This window comes from Anaerofilum hominis (assembly GCF_014287275.1).
GTDB lineage: Bacteria > Bacillota > Clostridia > Oscillospirales > Ruminococcaceae > Pygmaiobacter > Pygmaiobacter hominis.
Genome location: NZ_JACONZ010000005.1, coordinates 262,477 through 284,684 on the forward strand (window position 1 = coordinate 262,477; position 22,208 = coordinate 284,684).

Sequence of the window (22,208 nt, forward strand, 5' to 3'; positions counted from 1 at the left end):
GCAATGGATACAGTAAGAGCGCTTGTTTTCAACAAACATGGAATAGGGCATATGACGCGCGTGGCGCGCTTTCCCCGGCCGGGCGAAACGATACGCGCCCTGGAATGGCGATTTGGAGAGGACGCGGGAAAAGGGACCAATGTCGCGGTCGCGCTGGGGCGGCTGGGGATAAAAAGCGCGTTCGTGTGTAAGGTGGGGGCAGACGATGGGGGCGCGCTCGGCGCAAAGTGGCTGAAAGGCGCCGGGGTCGACCTGAAGCATTACAAAATGTCTCAGCAGCTGACGACGGATATCGGCCTGGTGATCACGCAGAGCGACGGCGAGAATATGATCATCGGAAGCGCCCAGCATCCCTGTTATACAAGCCGGGAAGAGCTGTTTGCCGCGATCGATGACTACCCGGAGGCGGAATTTTTTCTGACCGGCCTTGAGATCGACCAACGGCTGCCGATCGAGGGATGCCGCTACGCAAGATCGCGGGGAATGACGACGCTGCTCAATGCGAGCCCCCTGACAGACGAGATCCGGCAGCCGCTGGATTGTGTGGACTATCTTTTTGTCAACGCGCTGGAAGGCGTACAGCTCAGCGGCGCGGAAAAAAAAGACCGCAGCTGGTATCAGATCGCGGAACTTGTGCGCAGGCGCCATCATCCCAAAACCGTGGTGATGACTCTGGGCGCTAAGGGGTGCATCGTTTGCAGAGGAGACGGCGGAAGATTTTTTGCCTCCTATGAAGCGACCTGTGTCGACTCCATTGCCGCCGGCGACGGATTTATGGCCGCTTTCGCAGCGGGCCTTGCCTGGGGCATGACCGACGCCGAGGCGGCGGACTGGGCCAACCGGTACAGTGCGGTGGTCGTCAGCAGGAAAGGCGCGATCCTGTCCTACCCTACCCTGAACGAAGCGAAAGAGATTTCTGGCAGTTTCAAAAAACGCCAGGCAAATGAAGGAGCCTGAAAAGATGTATTACGAAACACTGATACTCGGACTGGTCATGGGATGCATCTACAGCGTAACTGCACTGGGCGTCAACATTATCTACGGGATCATGCAGATCGTCAACTGGGCGCACGGGTCGATCCTGATGATCTCAATGTTTATCGTATATGGGGCCGTAGTGCTGTTGGGGATGAATCCTTATCTGACCCTGATACTTGCCGTCCCGATCATGTTTGGCTTTGGATACGCGTTTCAGCATATCGTGATCCGCCCGCTGTTCCTGCGCGAAAAAGCGGATTCCAACCCGGTGGGGCTGCTGCTGTGCACGGCGGGCCTGGGCATCGCGCTGGAGAACATCATGCTGATGATCTTTAAATCCACGCCGCGTTCCATCTCTATGGATATTTCACTTACCTATGTTCCCATCGGGTTTGGCAGAAAGCTCAGTCTGGTAAAGATCATCGGTGCGGGCATTGCGGTCGCAGTCGTCGCTATTGTCTGGATCTATATGAACAAAACCTATCCAGGCAAAGCGCTTCGGGCCACTTCTCAGGACCGGGAAGCTGCCCAGATGATGGGCATCAATGTTCTCCAATGCTACAACGTCGCGTTTGGGATCGGCTGCGCGATCTGCGCGGTAGCGGGCGTCATCTTTTCCACCTTTTACACGATCACCCCCTCGGTGGGCACGACGATCGGCAGCAAAGCGTTCATTATCCTGGTCCTGGGCGGAAAAGGGTCGGTAGGCGGCTGCCTGATCGCCGGGCTGATCATCGGCCTGGTAGAAGCCTTTGGCGGATTGTTCTTTGACTCCTATACGGGGCAGATGCTCTGCTTTGTGATCTTTGTTTTGATGCTTTACTTCAAGCCGAACGGTCTGTTCGGAAAGAAAGTGTAGGGGGTGACATAAATGAAACGATTTTCAAAGCCTACGCTTATCAGAGCAGCCATATCTGCAGCCGTGGTCCTGGGATTTCTTGTGGCGGTGCAGTTTTTAAACAGTTATTATCAGCAGATCTTTATCTACATCCTGATGTTTGCCTATTTTGCTTCTGCCTGGAATATCCTGAGCGGCTTTGCCGGGCAATTCTCGCTGGGGCACGCTATTTTTATCGGGATCGGGGCCTATACCTCCACCATCCTTTATACCCAGTTCGGCATCTCTCCCTGGGTCGGGATGCTGGCCGGCGGGGTGCTGGCTGCGGGCGTAGGCGTGCTGATCGGTCTGCCCTGCTTTAAGCTCAAAAGCACCTATTTTACCCTCACCACGATCGCACTGGCAAACATTCTTCTGCTGCTGGTGCAGAACACCCGCAGCATTGGCCCGCTCGCGATCAACGGAGCACGGGGCATCCAAATTCCCGCAGTCACCGGAAACGACTTTGGGGCGATGCAGTTTTTGGACAAGAAATACTATCTCTATATCATCCTTGCCATGTTGGGGGTCGTATTGGTGGTGTGCCAATGGATCAAGAGCACCAAGATGGGATACCAGCTGGCGGCAGTGGCAAATAATCAGGACGCCGCGGAATCCCTGTGCGTCAACTCGCGCGCCCTGAAGCTCAAGGCAATGGCGATCAGCGCTTTCCTCTGCGCCATGGGAGGAACTTTCTACGCCCAGGTCATCCTTTTCTGCAATCCCGCCAGATTGTTTTCGGAAGCGCTGTCGGACAAGCTGGCCATCGTCGCCATGCTGGGCGGAAAAGGGACTGTGTTCGGCCCGACGGCCGGCGCCCTGATCGTGGAGACCATCTCTCAATTTGCCTCCGCAAAATTTGCCAACATCCAGGGACTCAATCTTGCGATCTACGGCATCATGCTGATTGTCTGTATCCGCTTTTTCCCCGACGGCATCCTGCCCATCATCCAGAAATTTGTCAGGAGGGTCTTCAGAAAAAAGGGGGAAGTAAAAAAATGAACGATATCCTGCAGGTGGAGCACCTGTCCAAACAGTTCGGCGGCCTGAAAGCGGTAAACGACTTTTCCATGACAGTGCAGGAGGGGGAGATCCACGCGCTGATCGGGCCCAATGGAGCGGGCAAGACGACGCTGTTCAACCTGATATCCGGCTTTATCCCCCCTTCGGCGGGAAAGGTGATATTTGCGGGACAGGATGTCACCAACGCCAAGCCTTACCGGCTGTGCAGCAAAGGCCTGGTGCGCACCTATCAGATCGTACAGCCTTTCCGGGGCATGTCCACCCTGGACAATGTGATGGTGGGCGGCTTCACGCACACGGACAAAACGTCTGTGGCGCGGGAAAAGGCGAGAAAAGCCCTGGAGATCACCAAACTGGACCGCAAGGCGGACGTGCAGGCAAGAAGCCTGAACTTGTGTGAACAGAAGCGGCTTGAAGTCGCCCGTGCCCTGGCGACGGAACCCAAACTGATCATGCTGGATGAAGTGATGGCGGGCCTCAACCCCACGGAGGTAGCGGAAGTCATGGAGATCGTAATGGATATCAAAAGGCTGGGCATCACCATCGTCATCATCGAACATATCATGCAGGCGGTCATGAGTATTTCCGACAATATCACGGTGCTCTCTTTTGGGGAAAAGATCGCAGAGGGAAAGCCGGATGAGATCGCGGCGGACCCGAACGTCATTTCGGTGTATCTGGGCTCGGACTACGCACAGGAATAACTCCTGACAGTCAGGCAGGAGAGATAAAATAAAAAGGAGAAATGAAAATGAAAAAGCTATTGGCGGTACTTCTGACATGTGCGATGGTGTTTTCACTGGCGGCATGCGGTGCAGACGCTTCCGGCGGCGGCGGGGCGGCGTCTCCCGGCTCCGGCGGCAGCGGGGCGTCCGGCGGGGATGTGATCAAGCTGGGGGTGCTGTTCCCCTATACCGGCTCGGCCGCCGCTGTCGCGGAAGACGCGCAGAAAGGCATGGAATTCGCAGTCTCGGAAATTAACGATCGCGGGGGGATCGCTTCCCTCGGAGGAAAAAAGATCGAGCTCTATTACGGGGACACCCAATCCAATGAGGAAGCCGCGGCCACCGAGGCGGAGCGGCTGATCGCCGAGGTGGGCGTGTCCGCCCTGATGGGCTGCTACCAGTCCGCCGTCACGGCGAGCGTGCAGACCGTCTGTGAAAAGTATAAGGTCCCCCTCGCCATCACCTGCTCTACAGGGGATATCCTCACCGAAGGGGAAAAGCCCTATTCTGTCACGATCCATGAGCAAAATCAGGACACCACCAAGACCCACGCCCAGTTCATTGAGGATATGAACGAAAAAGAGCCCGGCTGCATCAAAACAGCGGCCATCCTTTATCAGAACGACGACTGGGGCCAGTCCCTGAGCGATCAGTGGAAAGAGCGTCTGGCAGATATCGGCGTCGAGATCGTGGTGGACGAGGTCTTTGCACAGGACGTCACTGATCTGACCACGGTGGTCACGAAACTGGTGGAAAAGAAACCGGACGTGGTGCTGAACGCCTGCTATTTCCAGTCCATGGTGCTTTTGACCCAGACGTTTGTGGGCATGGGATATGAGCCCAAAGCGATGCTTTGCTCCTCTTCCGGAGAGACGGACAATGACTTTATCCCCACGGTGGGCAACAACGCAGACGGCTTCTTTACCGTTTCCGGCTGGGGCGAGGATGTTCTGCTCTCGATGCCGGACAAGCAGTGGATCGGAGAAGAGTATAAGGAGCGGTATGACGGCGAGCACTATACCGCGGAATCCGCAGCGGGCTGGGCGGCCGCCATGGTGATCTGCGAGGGCCTTGAGGCCGCGGGCACCGAAGATCCCGAGGCGCTGAACGCCGCCATCCGGGGCCTGGTCATCCCCACCGACGCATGGTGGAATATCTACCCCTATGAGATCTCCTTTGACCCGGTCACCGGAAAAAATATGAACGCGATCCCGGTCATGGGTCAGTTCCAGGACACCAAAATTAAACTCATCTACCCCGAGACGATCCAGGCGGAGGGCACAGAGCTCGTGTTTCCGGGTTCCGAGCTTTCCCCTGTGAACCAATAGAGAAGCGCCGTGTCTTTCTGCGGGCCGCCTTTGATGGCGGCCCGCAGAGGGAAAGGCACGGGCCGGCAGGAAGAGAGGAAACACATATGCATCTGTTAGAGTTGAATCAGGTCTCCGTTTCATACGATGCAGTCTCGGCACTGCAGGAATGCTCTATCTACATCGATGAGGGGGAAATGATCAGTATCGTGGGATCCAACGGCGCGGGCAAGACGACGGTGTGCAAGGCGATCTCAGGTGTTTTGGACATCAGGGGAGGCGAGGTCTCCTTTGATGGCAAGGATATCACAAAAGTGCCCGGGTATGACCGCGTTGAACTGGGGATCATCCAATGCCCGGAGGGCCGTCATCTTTTTCCGGATATGACCGTGATGGAAAACCTGGAGATGGGGGCCTACTGCAAACGGGGGCGCAGGGACGCGGGGGAGAACCTCAAATACGTGCTGGGGCTGTTCCCGCTGCTGGAAGAGCGCAGCGGGCAGGCGGCAAGGACGCTTTCCGGCGGCGAACAGCAGATGCTTGCCATTGGCCGGTCCCTGATGTCCGACCCCCGGCTGCTGATCCTTGACGAGCCCAGTCTCGGGCTTTCTCCCGTCAATGTACAGCTGATCTTTTCAAAGCTTGGGGAGATCCGTGCCCGCGGCACGACGATCCTGCTGGTAGAGCAAAACGTGGAAAAATCCCTGCGCAACTCCGATCGCGGCTATGCGCTTGAAAACGGCAGGATCGTGCTCACCGGCACAGGAAAAGAACTGCTGGAAAACGAAGACCTGAAACGTGTTTATCTCGGAATGTAAGGGTGCAGAAAGGGTGGAGAAAATTTAATAAATTTTAGCTTTTTAAAATTGACACCTCATTTTTTTCGTGATACTCTATCCATAATATAAATTATAAATTATGGCGGTATTCAGGATGAATTTAAAAGAGATCGCGCAGGCAGCGGGGGTATCACAATCTACAGTGACCATGGTTCTGCATGACCGCAAAGGGGTCGGCGCGGCGACAAAAGAGCGCGTCGGCGCCATGCTGGAGGCCAACGGATATACGATAAAACGGCAGGCCCCTGCGATATCGTCGCCAGAGCCGAAAAAGGTCATCTTTATCAAGTACAAGCGCCACTCCCTGATGGTTGACGGCAACCCGGAATACATTTCGAGGCTGATGGACGAAGTGGAGCAGTGCTGCAACAAAGCGGGCTATGAGCTTGTGTTTAAGGTCGCCAATGCCGAAACGCTGCCTGACGTTTTTGAAAAAGTAAATAATGAGCCTTTTGAAGGAAGTATCCTTTTGGGCACGGAGTTTAGTAATGAGGACAGGCCTTTACTAAAAGACGTCAGAAAACCGATCGTCATCATCGACAATGATCTGGTAAAGCTTTCTGTGACCAGCGTTTCCACACACACCTGGAATTCCATGCGCGGAAAGGTGGAATATCTGCTGCGCAGAGGGCACAAGCGGATCGGCTACATCCGAAATGCGCGCCCCACCAGCATCTGTACCGAGTGTTTCCGCGGCTATCTCAACGCCATGGAATCGTATGGGCTGCAGGCGCACGACGAGTATGTCTATGATGTTGAACCGACGTTTGACGGCGCTTATAAGAGCATGAAGAAACTGCTGGCGCAGGGGATCGATCTGCCCTCAGCGCTGGTATCGAATTCGGACTGCCTTGCCCTTGGGGCAATGAAGGCCCTGCAGGAGTATGGGATCCGTGTCCCGAAAAACGTTTCTATCATCGGCGGCGACAATATCGCCAGCTGTACCATGCATTCCCCGCAGCTGACCACCTGCGACGCGCATCCCTGCGAGATCGGGAAATGGGCGGTCAAGCTGCTGCAGGAGCAGATCGAAAACCCGGCGGGGCCGGTCATCCGCCTGCGGGTGGAAACAACGATCATCGAGCGGGAAAGCGTGTGCGACTATTCTGACTGTATCCCTTTTCAAAAATGAAAGGGGCGCCGCCCGGATAAGTCTTTTAAAAGGCAGTGTGCAAATTGCACGCTGCCTTTTTTCTTACAACGGAGGTTGCAAATTGAAGATCGACTCCCATCGGGCAAAGGGGATATTGTTCACATCCCTCTCCGCGCTGTTATATGGCACACTTCCGGTTTTTGCCGGTTTTGCGTATGCCGCGGGCAGCAATGCAGAGACGTTCAATTTTTATAAAAGCGTGTGGGCGCTCCCTGTCCTGGCCGTCCTGCTGATCGCCGGCAAAAGATCGCTTCGCCTGCCCTGGCGCCTGGCACTGTGGGCTGCGACAGCCGGGGTGCTGGGTAAAGGCATCACCTCGCTGCTGCTTTATTCAAGCTACAACTATGTGAGCAGCGGCGTCGCGACAACGCTGCACTTTATGTATCCGCTTTTTGCCGCAGTGCTGGGACGCGTTTTTTTCCATACGCGTCTGCCGGCCTATAAGTGGATCACCCTCCTGATCGCGACGGGAGCGGTCGCTTTGTTCATCGACCGGGACGGCGGCGGGCAGGGCGCGGTCGGGGTCTTGTGTGCAGTTGCCTCGGGTGCAGTGTACGCCGGGTATATCCTGCTGGTGGACAAAAGCGGTGTTTCCGCCGTGGACCCCCTGGTGTTTGCGTTTTATCTCGCTGTCAGCGGCGCTGCCTTTTCTTTCCTCTACGGCATCTGCACCGGGACGCTCCGCTTTTTTCCATCGGTTCAGGCGCAGCTTTACACAGCTGCCGCCGCAGTGGGGACCTCGGTTTTCGGCGCCGCATTTTTTCAGCAGGGGATCCGCCTGCTGGGAGGGGCCACGGCCGCATTTTTCAGCCTGTTAGAGCCGGCGGGAAGCTGCGTGCTCGGTGCCCTTTTCCTCTCTGAAAAAATCGGGGGCCGGACGGCCGCCGGTATCCTGCTCATCCTGGCCGCCGTTGCCGCGATGATCTGGATGGACTTTCGCAGGGCGCAAGACGATGCAGGCGCAGGGTGAGGGGAGAGATGATGAGAGAGGTATGCTCGGAAAAGAGAGAGAAAACCGGCAGAAGCCAGGATGTGCTGGACGCTTTTCTCTTCGACTTCGACGGCGTGCTCGTGGATACCGAAACGGTTTGGTCGAACTGTTTGTACCAGTTTTGTAAAAGCCGGGCGCTGCCGGTCAAAAAAGAAGAACTGTTGGCCTATGTGGGCGACGGGGACCGGCAGGTCATTTCCCACATTGCCCGCATAGGGGGGATGAGGGAAGAACAGATCCTCTCCGAAGTAAGACCTCCGTTTCAGGAGGCGTCGAAGGAGCTTACTCTGCGTCCCGGCGTCCGCTCTTATTTTGCCTATGCAAAAAATGAGGGGATAAAATTGGCGCTCGTATCGAATTCCGGGCGGGATTATCTGAAAAGATGGCTGGAACAGCTTTCCCTGGAGAGCTGCTTTGACTGCGTCGTCTCCCGTGAGAGCGCTCTGCGCCCCAAACCGGCGCCGGATCTTTACTGGAAAGCGATAGAGCTGCTTCATCTGGAGAGATCGGCAAAAATGATTGCAGTGGAGGATTCTGCCCTGGGGATGCGGGCTGCAGCCGCAGCGGGCATCTGGGCGGCGGCGTTTCCCAACGAAGCGACCGGTTCGGCGGTGGCCGCGCTCTCCCCCCTCTGTGTCGATCTTGCGAAGATAGCGCCCCAGGAGCTGATCCGGCGCGCTTATGAAGTTTACGACGGCGGCAGGCTGCAGGCCTGACGCCGGCCGCACGGTTTCCCTTTCAGCTCTGAGATAAAACGGGCTGCCGGGGACAAAGGAAAGGAAGGATAAAAATGAAGATCGCACTGCTGTCGCTGTTATTCCGCCACTATCACCTGGAAAAAGTTTTTCAGGTCGCATCGGAACAGGGATATGACGGCGTCGAGATCTGGGGGGGACGCCCCCAGGCTTACCCCTACGACATGGACGAAGCCCGCTGCGAAGAGGTGCTGCGCATGAAAGAGCAGTATCATCTGGAAGTCCCCATGTATACGCCCGAGGTGCTCGGGTATCCGTTCAATATCGCGACGACAGATGAAAAAGAGCGGAGCGAGACCATCGATTATCTCAAAAGAGCCATCGATGTCTCACGGGCGATCGGGGCGCCCCGCGTTCAGCTGGCTGCGGGACACGCCGGCCACGGCACCAACCGCAGAAAGAACAGAGAAAACGTCGTTTATGTGCTGAAAACGCTTGCCGACCACGCGGAGAAAATGGGGATCGACCTTGTCCTGGAGGCCGTCACGCTCATGGAGAGCAATGTCGTCATCTTTCTGGATGATCTTGTCGAATTGATCGAAGAGGTCGGCAGCCCCCGCCTCAAGGGCATGTTGGATACGGTCACGCCGACGGTGCACTGGGAGACCTTTGCAGACTACTTTGAAAAGCTGGGCGACAATATGGCCTATATCCATTTTATTGACAGCGACGGCCGCGATCAGCATCACTTCCCCCTGGGCGAGGGGAAGATCCCCCTGCAGGGCCTGATGGCGATCCTGCGCAAGTACGGCTATGACGGCTGGCTCAGTTCAGAGCTGGTCTCGCCCTATGGCCGCGACCCCGAGCTGTTTGCCGCGCAGGAGATCCGCAGCATACGCCGGGTGCTGGAGTACAGGTAAAGACAGATCGAAAAGGCGGGAGAGCAGACATGAGAAAATTAAACTGGAACCAGTTCGGCATCATGAATATGAACTATCTGTTTTACACCCTGGACTATTTTTTGGACGCGGCCCGGGATATGGGGATGAAGAACATCAATCTCTGGACGGCAAATCCGCACGTCCATCTGGAGGACTCCACGGACGGGGAGTTTCGGCAGCTGGGGGAAAAGATCCGTTCCCGGGGGCTGCGCTGTTTCTGTGTCTGCCCTGAGCAGGTGGTATATCCTTTCAATATCGCAGCAGAAGACCAGCTCATCCGCAGCAGATCCATCGCTTCTATGAAGCGTGCGGCCGAGTTGTGCCGGATCCTGGAGTCTCCATTGCTGCATCTTTGCCCGGGCTGGGGGTTTTATGACAAGCCGGATGGGCTTGAAACGGCCTGGGAACTGGCGCGTGAGGCGATCATCGAAATTGCGGCATTCGCCGCAGAGCAGGGGGTCACCCTGGCGCTGGAGCCGCTGCAGATCGTCGAGTCCAACCTGGTGGGGGATATTCCCAGCGCAAAACGCATGCTGGAAGAGGTCGGGCTGCCGAATGTGAAGCTTCTGGTGGACACCTGCCATATGGCGGTAAAGGGGGAGCGGCTGGACGACTATTTTGACGCATTTGGCAAAGATATCGTCCACATCCATCTCAACGAGTCGGGACAGGTGCCCTGGGGATACGGAGATCTGCCGCTGAGGGAGTACATAGCGCAGCTGGAAAAGCATGACTTTGACGGCACCATCACGCTGGAAGTCTGCTCAAGAAAGCACTATATCGACCCCAACCACTCCGTCGGACGGGGGATCGAGACTGTAAAAGCCGCCCTCCAATGAGGAAGAAAGGAAAATTATCATGCAGACGATCAAAGAACTTTTCGGAACGGCAAAACCCATTATTGCCCTTCTCCATTTCAGAGAGCTTCCCGGAGACCCCGGATATCGCGCCGGGCAAAAGCTGGAAGAGCTGGTAGCCTGTGCCCGTGAGGAGCTTCATGCCCTGCAGGACGGCGGAGTGGACGGCATCCTGTTTTCCAACGAGTTCAGCTTTCCTTATCTGGATCATTTGGAGCATGTGACGACGGCAGCGATGGCCTATATCATCGGAAGACTGAAAGAGGAGATCCGCGTGCCCTTTGGCGTCCACGCCATCAGTGACCCGATGGCCACGATCGAACTGGCTGCGGCGGTGGAAGCACAATTCGTGCGCAGCGTGTTTGCGGGCGGCTATGTGGGGGAAAGCGGGATCCGCTCGAAGAATGCGGGCGAGTATGTCCGCAAGAAGAAAGAGCTCAGGATGGACGACCTCTTGATGTTTTATATGATCAACGCCGAGTCGGACGGAGACCTCAGCGGGCGTTCCCTGGAGGTCGTCGCCCAGGCCACGGTGTTCAAATGCCAGCCCGCGGGGCTTTGCATCTCAGGCATCCATGCCGGAGAAGATGCGGATACCGACCTTCTGCAAAAGATCCGCGCGGCGGCGCCGGGCACAGCGGTGTTCAGCAATACGGGGACAAGAAAAGAGAATGTTGCCGAAAAGCTCAAACACTGCGACGGGGCTTTTGTGGGCACGTCGTTTAAAAAGGAAGGAAAGTTTGAAAATTTTGCCGACCGTGAAAGGGTAGAGGAATTCATGGCTGCCGTACGCGCCTGCCGCGGCAGCCTGTAGCCGGAAAGGGGCGCGGGATGGCAAAATTTTTTTTGGGGATCGACATCGGCACCTATGAGAGCAAAGGGGTGCTGATAGACGGGGAATGCCGGGTCATGGCGATCCACGCCGAACGCCACGGGCTTGAAAACCCGCGGGAGAATTATTTTGAGCACGATGCCGAGAAAGTGTGGTGGGGTGACTTCTGCAAGATCACCCATGCGCTTTTGCAGAAAACGGGGATCAAAAATTCTGAGATCGCCGCGGTGGGAGCCAGCACGCTGGGGGCAGATCTGGTCGCCGTGGACGAGGACTGCCGGCCGCTGCGCAAGGCGATTTTGTATGGGATCGATGCGCGGGCGGAAAAGGAGATCGCGCAGCTGAACAGAAAATACGGCCTGGAAAAGGTGCTGGAGTTCAACGGCCGTCCGCTGTGTTCCAATGACGTGCCGCCCAAGATCCTCTGGCTGAAAAACAACGAGCCGGAAGTTTATGATAAGGCCTACAAGTTTTTGACCGGCTCCTCCTTTATCACCGCAAAGCTGACCGGATGCTATGTGATCGACCGCTTTCTTGCCTATGGGGCGTTCACTCCGCTCTATGACCCCCGTGATGGCTCGGTGGATATGGAATACTGCGAAACATTTTGCCGCCCCGACCAGTTGGCCCGGGTGTGTGACACCACCGATGTAGTGGGGACGGTTACCCGGCGGGCCGCTGCGGACACGGGGCTCAAAGAGGGGACCCCGGTGATCGCCGGCGCAGACGATTCCGCCGCGGAGGCGATCAGTACGGGGGTGCTGGAAAAAGGGGACATGATGGTCCAGATCGGCTCTTCCCTGTATTTGATCGGGCTGTGCGACAAATTGATAAAAGACTCCCGCGTCTGGAGCGGCGGGTTCTTGATCCCGGGTACATTCAGCGTTCAGGGCGGCACCAACAACGCCGGCACCCTGACCCGATGGTACCGAGACAACATCTTTTTTGACAAAGCGGAGAAGGAAGAGGCCGGCGGGCCCAACGCCTATCAGGCGATGCTGGAGGGGATCGAAGAGATCCCGCCCGGATCGGAAGGCCTGATCACCTTGCCCTACTTTGCCGGGGAGCGGACCCCCATCAATGACCCGCGGGCGCGGGGGCTTTTGTTTGGCCTCACACTGCGGCATACCCGCAAGCATATGTACCGTTCCGCATTGGAGGCAGTGGGGTACTCGCTGGCACAGCACTTTCGCATTTTTCAAGAAAATCAGGTGGACATCCGCACTATTTATGCGGTCGGCGGCGGGACCAAGTCCCCCGTTTGGATGCAGATCATCTCGGATATCCTGGGCATTGAGATCGTCACGGCGGACGTCACCGTCGGGGCCTCTTTCGGAGATGCGGTAATGGCCGCTATTGGCGTGGGACACTTTGGCGGTTTTGGCGAGATCCGCAGTCATATCCGCCCGGGCCAACGTTACTATCCGAATAAAAAGGATCATGAACTCTATCAGCCGTATGTAAAAATATTTGGTGAACTTTATCACCGCAACCGGGATTTGATGCATTCCCTCTGATAAGAGAAAAAAAGGCGGGGACCCCTCTCCTTTCCCGCCCGGTGGCGCTCCCGCGGGGGAGCGAAAAAACGCGGCCTGCCGGTACTTTTCGTACCGGCAGGCTGCGTTTCACCTGAGAACGTTCTGAAAATCAGGGGAATACTGGGAGAGAGAAAAGAACGAGGGGTCAATAGGGATAAAAGGGCAGATTGCGCAGCACGCCGAAAACCAGAAGCACTGCCGCGCAGGCCCACAGCAGAAAGGTCTGGACAGGGGATGGACGCAGGGTGCCGGTGCGCGCCCAGCCTGCGGCGAGCCGCACGGCCAGCAGGGCCAGCAGGGGGCAGAGCAGCAGCAGGGCCGGATTGCTGCGCCATGCCGCTGCAAGGTCGCCTGCTGCCAGCGCGCTCAGCATCCGCGTCGCGCCGCAGCCCGGGCAGTCCAGCCCGGTGGCGGCGTGGAAAAGGCAGGGCACCCCCACTCCGGCGCGGGAGAGCGCCACCCCTGCCGCCACCCCCAGCAGCACCAGGCCGGTGAGCAGCACCAGCCGCTGCAGACGGCTCTTCACAGCCCGGCGCCCCCCGCGCCGCTGCGCCGGGCCCGCAGAGGGGGCCGGGCAAACGGGAAAAAGCGGGCGCAGGCCGCGTTTTTTCTGTTGAAGATCATAGGCTCCCTCCTTTGATGCGGCGCCGGGCAGGCGCGCAGAAAACATCTTTTTCCGGCTTTGGGGTGCAAAGCCGTCAAAGGCCGCCGGGCGCGCCGGGCCCGGGGCCCGCCGTCCCGATTGCGCCCGACTGCGGCGTGGGCGGGCAGGCGCAGAAAACAGCGGCGCAGTTCCTGTTTTTTTAAGGATATCAAAGAGGACCCTCCGCGTCAACCGGCGGGCGCGCCCGGAGGGGCAGTGCGGCTGCGCAGCTTTGTCACCTCCCCCTCCCTCGCGTCAACCGGGCGGACGCGCCCAGGGGGATACGCCAGGGAAAAGAGAAGCGCCCGCGGAGAGGTACAGAGAATGCGCCGGGCCGGGCGGCACTTTTGGGAACCGTTGTAAAAATGGATAAAGCGGGGCGGCAAAAATCGCCGTTTCCCTGTCTGTTTCCCCGAAAAAATAAAAAGTCGCCCCCAGCCATTGCTTTTGCCGGACAAACCCTCTAATATTATATTGTACTTTGTCTCCGGCAAAGAGAGGGTCCGCCCTCTCTTTGCCGGGCTCTGTTCACGGCGATTTTGCGGTGCGAGAAGAGGAGGAGCGGCATGAGGCAGTGCGATTGGAACCAGTCCGGCGGGTCCGGCGGTCCGGGCGCAGGGGCAAGTGCCCGCTTTTTGAACGGCTTCCCCGGGAGGGGAGCAACCTTTTTTCCCCGTGAGAACAAGACCAGTGTAACCTGCGGTAAACGCGGCGAAGTGTAAGGCTATGGCATACGTGTGCCATGGCCTTTTTTACTGCCGGAGATGCGGCCGCAGGCCTGCGCAGGCGGGGTCAGGCCGCGCCCTGGCGCGGCGGATGAAGTCTTTTATTATTTTATTACATTAAAAGATACAGGGAGGAACAGACGATGAAAAAAGTTGGTATCCTGATGGGCAGCGACACGGACCTGCCGGTGGTGCAGAAAGCCATCGACGTGCTGCGGGAGCTGGAGGTCCCGTTTGAGGCGCATGTGATGAGCGCGCACCGCACCCCCAAGGCGGCGGCCGAGTTCAGCGAAAAGGCGCTGGAGAACGGTTTTGGGGTGCTGATCGGCGCGGCGGGCATGGCCGCCCATCTGGCGGGCGCGCTGGCCGCAAATACCGTGCTGCCGGTGATCGGCCTGCCCATCCGCGGCGGCGCTGCCGACGGCATGGACGCCCTGCTCGCGACGGTGGAGATGCCCTGGGGCATCCCGGTGGCTACGGTGGCCATCGACGGCGGCAAAAACGCCGGTCTGCTGGCGGCCGAGATCCTGGCAGTGGAGGACGAGGCGCTGCGCGGCCGCCTGCGCGCCCGCCGCGATGCGGAGGCGGAGCGCCTGCGCGCCAAGGACGCCAAGCTGCAGCAGACCCTGGCGGATCAGCTGAAATAAGCGCGCTCTCCGTCCGGGGACAATGGACGGGGGGACGGCGGGCACCATAACGCGCACGATTTGGACCTGTTGACAGGAATAAGCAATGAAAATGCGGAGGGAATTAGGATGGAAAAACGGGAACAGCTGTATGAAGGCAAAGCCAAAAAGGTCTATGCGACCGACGACCCCGAACTGGTGATCGTGGATTATAAGGACGACGCCACCGCGGGCAACGGCGCCAAGAAAGGCACCATCCGCGGCAAGGGCGTGGTGAACAACAAGGTCACCAACTCGCTGATGAAGATGCTGGAAGAAAACGGCGTGCCCACCCATTTTGTGGAGCAGCTCTCCGACCGGGAGACGGTGGTCAAAAAGGTGAGCATCGTGCCGCTGGAGGTCATCGTGCGCAATGTGGCGGCGGGCAGCTTTACCGCCCGCCTGGGCGTGGCGGAGGGCACCCGCTTTGCCAGCCCCACGCTGGAGTACAGCTACAAGGACGACGCGCTGGGAGACCCGCTGATCAACAGCTATCACGCCATCGCCCTGGGCGCGGCCACCCGGGAGGAGCTGGACACCATCAACGCCTATGCGTTCAAGGTGAATGAGGTGCTGAAAGCCTATCTGGCAAAATTCAACATCGATCTCATTGATTTCAAGCTGGAATTCGGCCGCCTGCCCGGCGGGCAGATCGTCCTGGCGGATGAGATCAGCCCCGACACCTGCCGCTTCTGGGATGCGTCCACCGGCGCCCATCTGGATAAGGATCTGTTCCGCCGTGATCTCGGCGGCGAGGAGGACGCCTATCGCGAGGTCCTCAAGCGCCTGCTGGGGGAGTGAGCATGAGAGAGAGCGGGAGCGAAAAACTGCACGAGGAGTGCGGCGTCTTTGGCGTTTACGACCGGGGCGAGGCGGGGGACGTGGCCGCGCTGACCTATTACGGCCTCTACGCGCTGCAGCACCGGGGCCAGGAGAGCTGCGGCATGGCGATCAACGACGACGGCGTTTTTACGCTGCACAAGGACGTGGGCCTGGTGAACGAGGTGTTCACCCCGGAAAAGCTCACAGCCCTGGGCGGCGGCCGCATGGCGGTGGGGCATTGCCGCTACGCCACCACCGGCACCCGCAGCCGCAGCAATGCGCAGCCGCTGGTGGTGCGGCATATCAAGGGCAGCATGGCCCTGGCGCACAACGGCAACCTGACCAATGCGGCCGAGCTGCGGGAAAAGTTTGAGCTGGAGGGGGGCATCTTCCACACCACCAGCGACACCGAGGTCATCGCCTATGCCATCACCAAAGAGCGCATCCACGCGCCCAGCATCGAGGCGGCGGTGGGATCGGCCATGGGGCAGCTGGCGGGGGCTTACAGCCTGGTCATCTCTTCACCCAGCAAACTGATCGCCGCGCGCGACCCGGTGGGCTTCCGCCCGCTGTGCATGGGGCGGATGGGGGAGAGCGTCCTGTTTGCCAGCGAATCCTGCGCGTTCGACGCCGTGGGAGCGGAATTCGTGCGGGATATCGAGCCGGGCGAGATCGTTGTGGTGGACGCGCAGGGGGTGCGCAGCATCCGAGACCACTGCGGCGGCCCCACGGCGATGTGCGTCTTTGAGTTCATCTATTTTGCCCGGCCCGACTCGGTGATCGATGGTTCCAGCGTGCACATCGCGCGGCAGAGGGCGGGCGCGTTTCTGGCGCTGCAGCACCCGGTGCAGGCCGACGTGGTCATCGGCGTGCCGGATTCGGGGCTGGACGCGGCGCTGGGCTATGCCAAGCAGAGCGGCATCCCCTACGATATCGGCTTTTTGAAAAACAAATACATCGGCCGCACCTTTATCGCCCCCACCCAGAAGCAGCGGGAGAACGACGTGCGCATCAAGCTCAACCCCATCGCCTCGGTGGTGCGGGGCAAACGGGTGGTGCTGGTGGATGACTCCATTGTGCGCGGCACCACCAGCCTGAAGATCGTCAAGCTGCTGCGGGAGGCCGGGGCCAAAGAGGTGCACATGCGGCTTTCGGCGCCGCCGTTCCTGTATCCCTGCTACTTCGGCACCGACATCGATTCCAGCGAGCACCTGATCGCCTACCGGCATACGGTGGAGGAGATCCGCAGCATCATCGAGGTGGACAGCCTGGGGTATCTGGATGTGAACTGTCTGGACAAGCTGGCGGACAACTCCAAATGCGGCTTCTGCAGCGGCTGTTTTACCGGGAAATATCCGGTGGAGCCGCCGAAAAAGAGCCAGAAGAGCAAGTTTGAAAAAAAGATCTCTGGGCAGAAATAAACGGGCCGCCGGCAGGGCGGGGGGATAGGAGACGTTATGGAAAAGAGCTTTAGCGAGAGCTACCGCGCCGCGGGGGTGGACATCACGGCCGGCTATACGGCGGTAGAGCTGATGAAAAAACATGTGGCGCGCACCCAGCAGGGAAACGCCGGCGTGCTGGGGGGGCTGGGCGGCTTCGGCGGCCTGTTCGCGCCGGACCTCACCGGCATGTCGCAGCCGGTGCTGGTGTCCGGCACCGACGGCGTGGGCACCAAGCTGAAACTGGCCTTTCTGCTGGACCGGCACGACACCGTGGGCATCGACTGCGTGGCCATGTGTGTCAACGACGTGATCTGCTGCGGCGCGCAGCCGCTGTTTTTTCTGGACTATATCGCCTGCGGCAAAAACAGGCCGGAGAAGATCGCGGCCATCGTGTCGGGCGTGGCCGAGGGCTGTGTGCAGGCGGGCGCGGCGCTGATTGGCGGCGAGACCGCCGAGATGCCCGGCTTTTATCCCGAGGACGAGTACGACCTGGCGGGCTTCACGGTGGGCCTGGTGGATCGGGCCCGGCTGTTCGACAACAGCCGCATGCGCCAGGGCGACGCGATCATCGCGCTGCCCTCCAGCGGGGTGCACTCCAACGGCTTTTCGCTGGTGCGCCGGGTTTTTGACCTGGAGCACGGCGCGGCGGAACGCCATGTCCCCGAACTGGGCCGCACGCTGGGCGAGGCGCTGCTGGAGCCGACCCGCATCTATGTGAAGCCGGTGCTGGCGCTGGCGCGGCAGATAGAGGTGCTGGGCGCGAGCCACATCACCGGCGGCGGTTTTTATGAAAACATCCCCCGCTGCCTGCCGCAGGGGCTCACCGCCCGCATCGAGAAGGCGGCGGTCAAAACGCCGCCGCTGTTCGGCCTCATCGCCCGCGAGGGCGGCATCCCGGAGCGGGATATGTTCAACACCTACAACATGGGCGTGGGCATGTGCCTGGTGGTGGCGGCCGCCGATGCGGACCGCGCGCTCGCGATCCTGCGCGAAAACGGCGAGGACGCCTATCTGCTGGGCGAGCTGGCGGCCGGGGAAGGCGGGGTCGAGCTGTGGTAAGGGTGGCGGTACTGGTTTCCGGCGGCGGCACCAACCTGCAGGCGATCCTAAACGCCGCCGCCGCGGGCGGCCTGCCCCACGCGCAGATCGCCCTGGTGGTCTCCAGCCGCCCGGGCGTGGCCGCGCTGGAGCGGGCGGCCAAAGCGGGCGTGCCCGCCCAGGTGGTCTGCCGCAGGGAGTACCCGGACGGCGCGGCCTTTGACGCCGCATTGCTGCAGGTGCTGGCGGCGCACGAGATCCGGGTCGTGGTGCTGGCCGGGTTCCTCTCCATTTTGGGACCGGCGGTGATCGCGGCCTATCCGGGCCGGATATTGAACGTCCACCCCAGCCTGATCCCCAGCTTCTGCGGGGCGGGCATGTACGGGCTGCGGGTCCACCGGGCCGCGCTGGACAAAGGGGTGAGGGTGACGGGCGCCACCGTGCACTTTGTCAACGAGGTGCCGGACGGCGGCGAGATCCTGCTGCAGAAAGCGGTGGAGGTGCTGCCCGGCGACACGCCGGAGACCCTGCAGCGCCGCGTGATGGAGCAGGCCGAATGGCAGCTGCTGCCCCGCGCCGTAGAGCTGGTCTGCGCCCGCGAGGCGGGCGAAGAGGCGGCTGCCCCGCCCACCTGCCCCTGCCGCGGCGCGGCGGGGGCGCACAGCCGGACATCAACTGAAACAGAAAAGGAGCCGAAAGTTATGGCCACACAGGACATCGCAGCGCTGCTGCGCGAGAACAGCTACCCCGGCCGGGGCATCATCCTTGGCCGCAGCGAGGACGGCAGAAACGCCGTCGCCGCCTATTTCATCATGGGCCGCAGCGCCAACAGCCGCAACCGCGTCTTTACCGAGCGGGACGGCGGCGTCATCACCGAGGCGGCTAACGAGAGCAAGATGGTGGACCCGACCCTGATCATCTACGCGCCGGTGCGGGTGCTGGGCGACCAGATCACCATCGTCACCAACGGCGACCAGACCGATACCATCTATGACTGCATGGAAAACGGCGAGAGCTTTTCCAAAGCGCTGCGCAAGCGCTCGTTTGAGCCCGACGCCCCAAACTATACCCCGCGGGTGAGCAGCTACCTGAAAGTCACCGGCGGCCGCATGCGCTACCGGATGGGCATCATCAAAAGCGACGGCGGCGATCCCGAGTCGGTGGAGCGGTTCTTTTACGAATACCCCAAGCCCCTGCCCGGCGAGGGACGCTTTCTGCACACCTACGACGGCGACGGCGACCCCATCCCCAGCTTTACCGGCGAGCCGCGGCGCATCGCCATCCGGGGGGATATCGACTCGTTCACCCGGACGCTGTGGGAAAATCTCAACGAGGCCAACAAGGTCAGCCTCTTTGTGCGCTATATCCCGCTGGGCGACGGGCGCCCCGAGACCCGCATCGTCAACAAGTACAAAAAAGTGGACGCGGCCCCGGCCGCCAAAGAGCCGTTCCATCCCGGCATGATCAAATAAAACTTTTTCCCGCGCGCCGCTGCGGCGCGGCGAAAGCGCGCGTCCCGGCACGGGGCGCAAAAAACAGGAACAAACCGAAAGGACGCGTTTTGCAATGAAAGAGCTGGAACTCAAATACGGCTGCAACCCCAACCAGAAACCCGCAAAGCTGCTGGTGCGCGAGGGGGAGCTGCCGCTGGAAGTGCTGAACGGCAAGCCCGGATACATCAACTTTATGGACGCGCTCAACTCCTGGCAGCTGGTGCGGGAGCTGAAAAAGGCCGCCGGCCTGCCGGCCGCGGCCAGCTTCAAGCATGTCAGCCCGGCGGGCGCCGCCCTGGGGCTTCCGCTGTCCGACACCCTGAAAAAGATCTATTTCGTCGAGGGAATGGAGCTTTCGCCCCTGTCCTGCGCGTATGCCCGGGCCCGCGGCGCGGACCGCATGTCCAGTTTCGGCGACTGGATCGCCCTGTCGGATGAATGCGACGCGGCCACGGCCCGCATCATCAAGCGGGAGGTGTCGGACGGCGTCATCGCGCCGGGCTACTCCGCCGAGGCGCTGGAGATCCTGAAGAGCAAGAAAAAAGGCAATTACAACGTCGTGCGCATCGACCCGGACTATCAGCCGGCAGCCCTGGAGCACAAGGACGTGTTCGGCATCACGTTTGAGCAGGGGCGCAACGGCCTGGAGGTCACCGAGGCCCTGCTGGAAAACGTGGTCACGGCGAACAAGACCCTCACCGCGGCGCAGAAGCGGGATCTGATGCTGGCGCTCATCACCCTGAAATACACCCAGTCCAACTCGGTCTGCTATGCAAAGGACGGGCAGGCCATCGGGGTGGGGGCCGGCCAGCAGAGCCGCATCCACTGCACCCGGCTGGCGGGCAACAAGGCGGATATCTGGCATCTGCGCCAGCACCCCAAGGTGCTTGGCCTGCAGTTCAAAGAGGGCATCGGCCGCGCCGACCGGGACAACGCCATCGACGTGTATATCAGCGAGGACTGGGAGGATGTGCTGGGAGACGGCGTCTGGCAGAACACCTTTGCCGTGCGCCCCGAGCCGCTGACGGCGGCGGAAAAAAAGAGTTATCTGGCCGGCGTAAAGGGCGTGGTGCTGGGCAGCGACGCGTTTTTCCCGTTTGGGGACAACATCGAGCGCGCCCACCGCAGCGGCGTGGAGGCCATCGTCGAGCCGGGCGGCTCGATCCGGGACGACCAGGTCATTGAGACCTGCGACAAGTACGGCATCGCCATGGCGTTCTGCGGCATCCGGCTGTTCCACCACTGATCCGAAGCGGAACGGGAGAAAAGCTCACGACCGGCCCGGGCGGCCGCGCTTTGGGCTTTTCTTGTTGTTATGAGAGGGAGGAAGCGGCAATGAAAGTAGCAGTGATCGGCGGCGGCGGGCGGGAGCACGCCATCATCCGCAAACTGAAAGAGAACCCCGGCATCAGCGCGCTTTACGCGCTGCCCGGCAACGGGGGCATCGGGTACGACGCCGTCTGCGTCGACATCCGGGCCACCGACCTGGACGGCATCGTCGCCTTTGCCGTGCGGGAAAAGCTGGATTTTGTGGTGGTGGCGCCGGACGACCCGCTGGCCCTGGGTCTGGTGGACCGTCTGGAGGCCGCCGGTATCCCGGCCTTTGGCCCCACGGCCCGGGCGGCCCAGATCGAGAGCAGCAAGGTGTTCAGCAAGGAGCTGATGAAAAAGTACGGCATCCCCACCGCGCGCTATGAGGTCTTTGCCGACCCCGCCGCCGCGCGGGCGTATCTCGAGGGCAACGACCGCTGGCCCATCGTGCTGAAAGCGGACGGCCTGGCGCTGGGCAAGGGCGTGCTCATCTGCAAAGACCGGGCCGCCGCGCTGGACGGGGTGCGCGCCATCATGGAGGACCGGGCCTTTGGGGCCGCGGGCAGCCGCATGGTGGTGGAGGAGTTCCTCACCGGGCCGGAGGTCAGCGTGCTGGCTTTCACCGACGGCAAGGCCATGGTGCCCATGGTCAGCAGCATGGATCACAAGCGGGCGCTGGACGGCGACGAGGGGCTGAACACCGGCGGCATGGGCACGGTGGCGCCGAACCCCTATTACACCCCGGCGGTGGCCGCGCAGTGCATGGAAAAGATCTTTCTGCCCACCATGGCTGCCATGAACGCAGAGGGCCGCACGTTCAAAGGCTGCCTTTATTTCGGGCTCATGATCACACCCGAGGGGCCCAAGGTGATCGAGTACAACTGCCGTTTCGGCGACCCGGAGACCCAGGTGGTGCTGCCGCTGCTGGAGAGCGACCTGTTCACTGTCCTGCGGGCCGTGAGCGAGGGGCGGCTGTCTGAAACGCCGGTGCGGTTCCGGGACGGGGCGGCGGCCTGCGTGGTGCTGGCATCGGGCGGCTATCCGCAGAAATATGCCTCCGGGCTGCCCATCGAGGGCCTGACCGGGGGCCAGCTGCCCGGCGCGGAGGAGGTCACGGTCTACCATGCGGGCACCCGCAGCGGGGACGGCGGCCTGGTCACGGCCGGGGGCCGGGTGCTGGGGGTCACCGCGACGGCGGCCGACCTGCCGGCGGCTTTGGAACGGGCTTATACCGCGGCGGAGAAGATCCGCTTTGAGGGCATGCATTACCGCAGGGATATCGGCAGACGGGCGCTGGAAGCGCGCGGATAACG

At 60.4% G+C, this 22,208-nt stretch carries 20 protein-coding genes and 2 pseudogenes; 21 read left to right on the forward strand and 1 reads right to left on the reverse strand.

Annotation, left to right across the window (positions count from 1 at the left end; genetic code table 11):
* The first annotated feature begins 3 nt into the window (after window positions 1-3).
* The 13 genes from H8S23_RS13305 (at window position 4) to H8S23_RS13365 (ending at window position 12,735) form a co-directional block, all read left to right on the forward strand.
* Complete coding sequence (locus H8S23_RS13305; RefSeq protein ID WP_186888844.1) at window positions 4-957, forward strand: PfkB family carbohydrate kinase; 954 nt, start codon at window positions 4-6, stop codon at window positions 955-957.
* 4 nt (window positions 958-961) lie between these two features.
* The gene (locus tag H8S23_RS13310) at window positions 962-1,837 is read left to right on the forward strand and encodes a branched-chain amino acid ABC transporter permease (RefSeq protein ID WP_186888845.1); all 876 of its coding nucleotides are present in this window, start codon (window positions 962-964) and stop codon (window positions 1,835-1,837) included.
* 12 nt (window positions 1,838-1,849) lie between these two features.
* Window positions 1,850-2,857, forward strand: a complete 1,008-nt coding sequence (locus tag H8S23_RS13315; RefSeq protein WP_186888846.1) for a branched-chain amino acid ABC transporter permease — start codon at window positions 1,850-1,852, stop codon at window positions 2,855-2,857.
* Entirely contained in the window at window positions 2,854-3,582 is a 729-nt protein-coding gene (locus H8S23_RS13320) for an ABC transporter ATP-binding protein (protein WP_186888847.1), read from the forward strand. The genes H8S23_RS13315 and H8S23_RS13320 overlap by 4 nt, the downstream gene beginning before the upstream one ends.
* Window positions 3,583-3,629: 47 nt before the next feature.
* The gene (locus H8S23_RS13325; protein WP_186888848.1) at window positions 3,630-4,931 is read left to right on the forward strand and encodes an ABC transporter substrate-binding protein; all 1,302 of its coding nucleotides are present in this window, start codon (window positions 3,630-3,632) and stop codon (window positions 4,929-4,931) included.
* Window positions 4,932-5,017: 86 nt separating this feature from the next.
* Window positions 5,018-5,728, forward strand: a complete 711-nt coding sequence (locus tag H8S23_RS13330; protein ID WP_186888849.1) for an ABC transporter ATP-binding protein — start codon at window positions 5,018-5,020, stop codon at window positions 5,726-5,728.
* Window positions 5,729-5,843: 115 nt separating this feature from the next.
* The gene (locus H8S23_RS13335; protein ID WP_186888850.1) at window positions 5,844-6,881 is read left to right on the forward strand and encodes a LacI family DNA-binding transcriptional regulator; all 1,038 of its coding nucleotides are present in this window, start codon (window positions 5,844-5,846) and stop codon (window positions 6,879-6,881) included.
* A gap of 82 nt (window positions 6,882-6,963) precedes the next feature.
* Complete coding sequence (locus H8S23_RS13340) at window positions 6,964-7,872, forward strand: DMT family transporter (protein WP_186888851.1); 909 nt, start codon at window positions 6,964-6,966, stop codon at window positions 7,870-7,872.
* Between the two features lie 8 nt (window positions 7,873-7,880).
* Complete coding sequence (locus H8S23_RS13345; protein WP_186888852.1) at window positions 7,881-8,609, forward strand: HAD family hydrolase; 729 nt, start codon at window positions 7,881-7,883, stop codon at window positions 8,607-8,609.
* 74 nt (window positions 8,610-8,683) lie between these two features.
* Window positions 8,684-9,508, forward strand: coding sequence for a TIM barrel protein (locus H8S23_RS13350; protein ID WP_186888853.1), 825 nt, complete (start codon window positions 8,684-8,686; stop codon window positions 9,506-9,508).
* 29 nt (window positions 9,509-9,537) lie between these two features.
* A complete protein-coding gene (locus H8S23_RS13355; protein WP_186888854.1) occupies window positions 9,538-10,368 on the forward strand; it encodes a sugar phosphate isomerase/epimerase family protein in 831 nt (276 codons plus the stop codon).
* Window positions 10,369-10,387: 19 nt separating this feature from the next.
* The gene (locus H8S23_RS13360) at window positions 10,388-11,200 is read left to right on the forward strand and encodes a BtpA/SgcQ family protein (protein WP_186888855.1); all 813 of its coding nucleotides are present in this window, start codon (window positions 10,388-10,390) and stop codon (window positions 11,198-11,200) included.
* Window positions 11,201-11,217: 17 nt separating this feature from the next.
* The gene (locus tag H8S23_RS13365) at window positions 11,218-12,735 is read left to right on the forward strand and encodes an FGGY-family carbohydrate kinase (protein WP_186888856.1); all 1,518 of its coding nucleotides are present in this window, start codon (window positions 11,218-11,220) and stop codon (window positions 12,733-12,735) included.
* Between the two features lie 166 nt (window positions 12,736-12,901).
* On the opposite strand, the gene H8S23_RS13370 is transcribed toward H8S23_RS13365, so the two are convergent.
* Window positions 12,902-13,282, reverse strand: a complete 381-nt coding sequence (locus H8S23_RS13370; RefSeq protein WP_341479930.1) for a DUF2752 domain-containing protein — start codon at window positions 13,280-13,282, stop codon at window positions 12,902-12,904.
* A gap of 985 nt (window positions 13,283-14,267) precedes the next feature.
* On the opposite strand from H8S23_RS13370, the gene purE reads away from it, so the two are divergent.
* The 8 genes and pseudogenes from purE to purD all read left to right on the forward strand — a co-directional run bounded on the left by purE (window position 14,268) and on the right by purD (window position 22,206).
* Window positions 14,268-14,771 carry a 5-(carboxyamino)imidazole ribonucleotide mutase gene (gene purE / locus H8S23_RS13375; RefSeq protein ID WP_186888858.1) on the forward strand — a complete coding sequence of 168 codons (504 nt, stop codon included), beginning with the start codon at window positions 14,268-14,270 and terminating at the stop codon, window positions 14,769-14,771.
* Between the two features lie 108 nt (window positions 14,772-14,879).
* A complete protein-coding gene (gene purC / locus H8S23_RS13380; protein ID WP_186888859.1) occupies window positions 14,880-15,590 on the forward strand; it encodes a phosphoribosylaminoimidazolesuccinocarboxamide synthase in 711 nt (236 codons plus the stop codon).
* A gap of 2 nt (window positions 15,591-15,592) precedes the next feature.
* Window positions 15,593-17,032, forward strand: coding sequence for an amidophosphoribosyltransferase (gene purF / locus H8S23_RS13385; RefSeq protein WP_186888860.1), 1,440 nt, complete (start codon window positions 15,593-15,595; stop codon window positions 17,030-17,032).
* A 36-nt stretch (window positions 17,033-17,068) separates the two neighbouring features.
* A complete protein-coding gene (purM, locus tag H8S23_RS13390; RefSeq protein WP_186888861.1) occupies window positions 17,069-18,112 on the forward strand; it encodes a phosphoribosylformylglycinamidine cyclo-ligase in 1,044 nt (347 codons plus the stop codon).
* Window positions 18,106-18,693: pseudogene (gene purN, locus H8S23_RS14050) on the forward strand (phosphoribosylglycinamide formyltransferase); the annotation flags it as partial. The gene purM and the pseudogene purN, both read left to right, overlap by 7 nt.
* Before the next feature lie 201 nt (window positions 18,694-18,894).
* Window positions 18,895-19,563: pseudogene (locus H8S23_RS14055) on the forward strand (IMP cyclohydrolase); the annotation flags it as partial.
* Between the two features lie 19 nt (window positions 19,564-19,582).
* A complete protein-coding gene (locus H8S23_RS13400; RefSeq protein ID WP_279289098.1) occupies window positions 19,583-20,830 on the forward strand; it encodes a phosphoribosylaminoimidazolecarboxamide formyltransferase in 1,248 nt (415 codons plus the stop codon).
* 89 nt (window positions 20,831-20,919) lie between these two features.
* Window positions 20,920-22,206 (forward strand): phosphoribosylamine--glycine ligase, encoded by a 1,287-nt coding sequence (gene purD / locus H8S23_RS13405; RefSeq protein WP_186888864.1) that lies wholly within the window; start codon window positions 20,920-20,922, stop codon window positions 22,204-22,206.
* The last annotated feature ends 2 nt before the right edge of the window (window positions 22,207-22,208 follow it).